This is a genomic window from Moorena sp. SIO3I6, assembly GCF_010672095.1.
In genome coordinates this window covers 1-4,913 of record NZ_JAAHHU010000321.1, presented here as the reverse complement: position 1 = coordinate 4,913, position 4,913 = coordinate 1, and the positions used below count along the sequence as shown (strand labels likewise).

Sequence of the window (4,913 nt, the reverse complement as noted above, 5' to 3'; positions counted from 1 at the left end):
TCGCAAGGCGGTGGAGAGAGGACAGAAATTAGAAATTGCGATCGCACTCGGTGTTGACCCCCTGATTATTCTGGCCGCTGCTACTCCCATACCGGTTGACCTGTCGGAATGGCTCTTTGCTGGACTCTATGGTGGGTCTGGGGTTAACCTAGCTAAATGTAAAACCTTAGATTTAGAGGTACCAGCGGATTCTGAGTTTGTCCTGGAAGGCACCATTACTCCAGGGGAAATGTTGCCAGATGGTCCCTTTGGTGACCACATGGGGTATTACGGTGGAGTGGAGGATTCCCCCTTGATTCGCTTCCACTGTATGACTCACCGCAAGGATCCGATTTATTTAACTACCTTTAGTGGGCGTCCACCGAAAGAAGAAGCCATGATGGCGATCGCACTCAATCGGATTTATACCCCGATCCTGCGGCAACAAGTCTCAGAAATTGTGGATTTCTTCTTGCCCATGGAAGCTCTGAGTTATAAAGCGGCCATTATTTCGATTAAGAAAGCCTATCCAGGACAAGCGCGACGGGCTGCTTTGGCGTTTTGGAGTGCGTTGCCTCAATTTACCTACACCAAGTTTGTGATTGTGGTGGATGAGACTATTAATATTCGCGACCCCCGTCAAGTGGTGTGGGCGATTAGTTCTAAAGTTGACCCAGTCCGGGATGTATTTATTTTGCCTAATACTCCCTTTGATAGTTTGGATTTTGCTAGTGAAAAGATTGGCTTAGGGGGACGGATGGGTATTGATGCTACTACTAAGATTCCACCGGAAACCGAACATGAATGGGGCGCAACGTTGGAGTCAGATGGGGATGTAGCAGCGATGGTAGATAGACGTTGGGCTGAGTATGGGTTAGGGGATTTGGATTTGAAGGATGTTGATCCGAATTTGTTTGGGTATGATATGTAATTTATACATCAGCGGTCAGCGGTCAGTGGTCAGCGGTCAGCTTCAAATAGATGACTAGAAAGCGATCGCATATAGCACTAAGCATTAAGGTGTTTGACGTTGATAAAAGCTGAAAAGCTGTTTTAGTAAACTTTTGCCTTTTGCCTTTTGCCTCTTGCCTTGCGCGTAGCGCTATATATCCCCATAGGGTTTCTATCCCAACTCATCCCCTGCTATCGGTTCTGTATCTGCCACTGATGCTAATATTGCATCAAAACGGTTGTAATCGGCTTTTTCAGCATAACTATGCAAGAGTCGTACAACTTTATGAGCTTCAATTTTTTCCGTAACAGCATTCAGTAACCACTGCTCGATAGAAACTTGATTTTATTGAGCAAGACGTTGAATTTCTTTCAACAATGTCTCAGGTAATTGTAACGGATAATAACTCATTTTGTAACTTTATCCTGTAAATTGAGAGAGTAAACCAACTCTCCTGGTCGAATCACTTCAATCCCGAAATATTGGGCAGCAGGCAAAAAATATTGTAGATTATAGCGGTTCTCATAGTAATTAGAGACATACAATATTTTTACCTACTCCCGACTCCGGACTCCTGACTCCCTAATCCCTACTCCCCAATAGGAGAGAACTCATTCAATAATTCATTAACTACAAGATAGCTTTTTGTCCAGTTGGGACGAGGTGGAAGCTTACCAGTTTGGATATCTTTTTTCCACTCAGAATCTGATTTACGGGATACTTCTGGCATCTCAAATTCATAATGGCTTAACACTGGTCCAGCAAAGACCATTTTGTCTTCACCGTTGTCCACTGCAATCATCAACAAATCGATATTACCCACGCCCTGGTGAAGTACACTGCCTGGATCTCCCACCATTGGCTCAGGTACATCTGTGTGTACATCGGCAACAATGGCATCCCACTTATCAGAATCCTCAGGTTTCTTATAGAAAAGGCTGGGATACCAACCGGTATAAGTCGGACCCCCTGAAGCAAACCGTTGAATCTCAACAACCTTTTCTAGGAAGTTGGTTTGGGCTTCGGTAAGTTCCTGTTGTGCTAATTCCTTGAGTGCTATTTCCTTGAGGATAGTTAACTGCTGGCTGAAATTTTTGAAGAAGTTAGTTTGTTTTTGCTGAATCTTTCGGAAGCGCTCTGGAAAAGGAGTGTTTTCCATTAGCTGCCCTGCCAGCACTGCCATTTTTTCAAAGCGTTCCCAGAATTCCGGTCTTGGCTCTACAAACCCAGCTGGATAGTAGCATAAGGTTCCACCGGTGTAGGATTGTTTGGCATAAAGGATGGTGTCGTGGCGCAATTGTGTCCATGACGCTAGTTGTGTATTGAGTGTCTTCATCCCCCAGGCACGGGTACGCATGGCTTCTGGGTATTTGGAGTCCGTAGTAGGTTTGGAAAGTTCCCGCAAGGTTGCCAGCCAATTCATGTAAAGGTTTTCTTCCCAAGCAGAAGGATTTAGCTTTTCAACTACATTAAAGGCTGCCGCTAAGTTGTGTTGATAGTTGAGACCATCTCGGAACTCATGCCCATTCTGGTTTGTGATCCGATCAACCAGTTCTGGTACTACTTGAGTGTTTCCCAGGGTGGCGAATGCTACATCTAATCCAGTTGGTACACGGCGCTGAACTTTCTTGCCATTCCAAATAATATCATCGTAGACGACTTTGCTCAACATCCAGCTATCCAAGATAAACTTTTGACCGATAACTGTAAAGGAGTGGGGTATTATATCTTTAATCTGATCATCGTCTTTCGGACTATAGTAAAAATGACTCCTGATGTTTTGAAAACCTAGGTTGTTAGCTGAAATTTTAGTTTGCAGCTGCTCTAAGGTGGATAAATCTTTAATATCTGTCGGAGATTTAATCTTAGCTTGTTTTAATAGGTCATCGAGTTGAGCAAACGTCATTGAATCAGTTGGACCGACAAAGGTCTGGAGCATTTGGTCAAACTGTTGCCATTGCTCGAACTTACCAGATTTTGTTAACAGATCATTGAGGATTATAGCTGCACCCAATTCCCGTGGAGAAGCCTCTTCCGGTTTACCTGCTATGCGTAGATCGACTCTACCGCACCACATTACTGCCCGGAAATATTTCTTAAGAGTCTCGGAATTCTCATAATGCCCACGTACTTTGAATTGAGAAAAATCCATCTCGCGGTCACGCCCAAACAGCTCAAATTTCTGGAGTTGCTCTCCTTCTATGGCTTTGAGGGTTGCTGCCACACGGGCATCCTGATTTAATTTGGTCTTAACTGTTTCTCCTGCCAATAACGAACGAGCGACTGCTAGAAAGTAGTCGGCATCGATTAAACTTAGGTCAAGGACACCATCGCCATATTGATTACTGGCTTCTGGGATTTTATCTGCCATTCCTGTGAGAATTTCATCTAGTGATGTGGCAAGATAACTTTCTTCTAGTTCTTCCAACATGGCGTCATAAGAACGATGCCAAGCATGAAGCAAGGCATCAGCGGAAACGAAAACTGGTAAATCGTTGTTATAGATTTGGTAGAATGATTGAGCGAAACCCTTTGTCCCCATGCGCTCACTGACAACAAAGCCTTGTTTATTGAATACTTCCAGTTCATTTGAATTGAGGCGGAAAAAGCTGTCATTGAACAAATCCCAAAATTGAGCCTGGGTGGGATCCCAACTAATTTGTGTTAGATAATCAACCTTGGCATCGTAACGTTTAGCAAATTCTTGGGGTGAAATCTCTCCAATCTTATCCAATTCCTGAGCGAAGGTAGGGTTGTAACCAAAGACATCAGGTGACACTTCTGCTGAAGCTGGGTTGACCAAAAGTTTGGAACTGTCAATGCCATCTTCGAGGAAAGTATGGTTGCTCATCAGAATTAACAATACAATGATCGGAGCAATAATTAGCTTGCTTAATTTATTAAAAAGCTTCATTTTGATCAGGGAACAGCGAATATAAAACAGAAAATAGACAACAGGGTTGGGAGCATGTAAACTTTGTAATTAGGTAAATAGATCCCCCCTAACCCCCCTTAAAAAAGGGGGGAATTAGATTGAAAAGTCCCCCTTATTAAGGGGGATAATGGGGGATCTGAATCAGGGATTAACAAAATTGACATGCTCCTACAGCGTTAAGCATATGCGCTACGCGAACAGCTCTCAGCTTTGGCCTTAACGGCTGACCGCTTACTGGTAAATGCTTAGAAGCTATATAGCTGTTTACACCCAAGATTACAAATTAATAAAGACCTAGGTTGGTTTACGTCTTTCCAAAAATAGTTCTGTTGCCTTTCTATAATACTTATAAGTCTTGTTTTTACTATTTATGCAAAACGTTAAAGAAAGTTATCAATAGCAGTTCTCCCCTACTCCCTACTCCCTACTCCCTATTCCCTATTCCCTATTCCCTTAAAGCGCCTCCCCAATCAAGGTAAATGCTGCCCAATCTTTCGGATTACCTGACTTCGGAATCATGGTCAACATCGCTTGGCGCAACGCTTGCGCTTTATCCCCTGTTCTCTCAAGATTTTGATAAAACTCCGTCATCAATTCTGTGGTTTTATCATCAGGGATTGACCACAAGGAAACAATAATACTGGGAACACCCGCTGCCACTAAGGAGCGAGATAAACCAATCACCCCCTCACTCTTGATGTCACCGACTCCGGTCTCGCAGGCACTGACTACTACTAGTTCCGCACTGAGTTTCATAGTAAAGATTTCTTCAGCAGTCAGTAGTCCGTCCTCTCCTACAGAAGGAGCCAAGGCGATCGCACTGCCAATACCTCCAATACGCTTGGGAGCAAATAACCCATTAAGCATAGGTAGTTTACCCAGAAAGCTTTAACTCACCATTAATCAGACAAGGTAAAATACCAGGTCAAAATCTGGATTAGCTCACCCTCTACGGTTGAGAGGATCACGGGAGTAGGGAATAATGGGAGCAATGGGTAAGTCCTGTATATAATAGCCTATGGTGTTGATATGCCATTATTAAGGCGA

At 43.6% G+C, this 4,913-nt stretch carries 4 protein-coding genes; 2 read left to right on the top strand and 2 right to left on the bottom strand.

The genetic code is table 11. The annotated features are described in order from the left end of the window. On the top strand, positions 1 to 910 hold a 910-nt coding region (locus tag F6K49_RS35110), incomplete at its 5' end, for a UbiD family decarboxylase (protein WP_293104187.1). A 610-nt stretch (positions 911 to 1,520) separates the two neighbouring features. On the opposite strand, the gene F6K49_RS35105 is transcribed toward F6K49_RS35110, so the two are convergent. After that, a complete protein-coding gene (locus F6K49_RS35105) occupies positions 1,521 to 3,845 on the bottom strand; it encodes a DUF3160 domain-containing protein (protein ID WP_293104184.1) in 2,325 nt (774 codons plus the stop codon). Between the two features lie 350 nt (positions 3,846 to 4,195). On the opposite strand from F6K49_RS35105, the gene F6K49_RS35100 reads away from it, so the two are divergent. Next, positions 4,196 to 4,345 carry a hypothetical protein gene (locus F6K49_RS35100; RefSeq protein ID WP_293104180.1) on the top strand — a complete coding sequence of 50 codons (150 nt, stop codon included), beginning with the start codon at positions 4,196 to 4,198 and terminating at the stop codon, positions 4,343 to 4,345. Here the strand turns inward: F6K49_RS35100 and F6K49_RS35095 are convergent. Continuing rightward, the gene (locus tag F6K49_RS35095) at positions 4,320 to 4,733 is read right to left on the bottom strand and encodes a CHAT domain-containing protein (RefSeq protein ID WP_366514261.1); all 414 of its coding nucleotides are present in this window, start codon (positions 4,731 to 4,733) and stop codon (positions 4,320 to 4,322) included. The two genes, F6K49_RS35100 and F6K49_RS35095, sit on opposite strands and share 26 nt — an antisense overlap. Between the last annotated feature and the right edge of the window lie 180 nt (positions 4,734 to 4,913).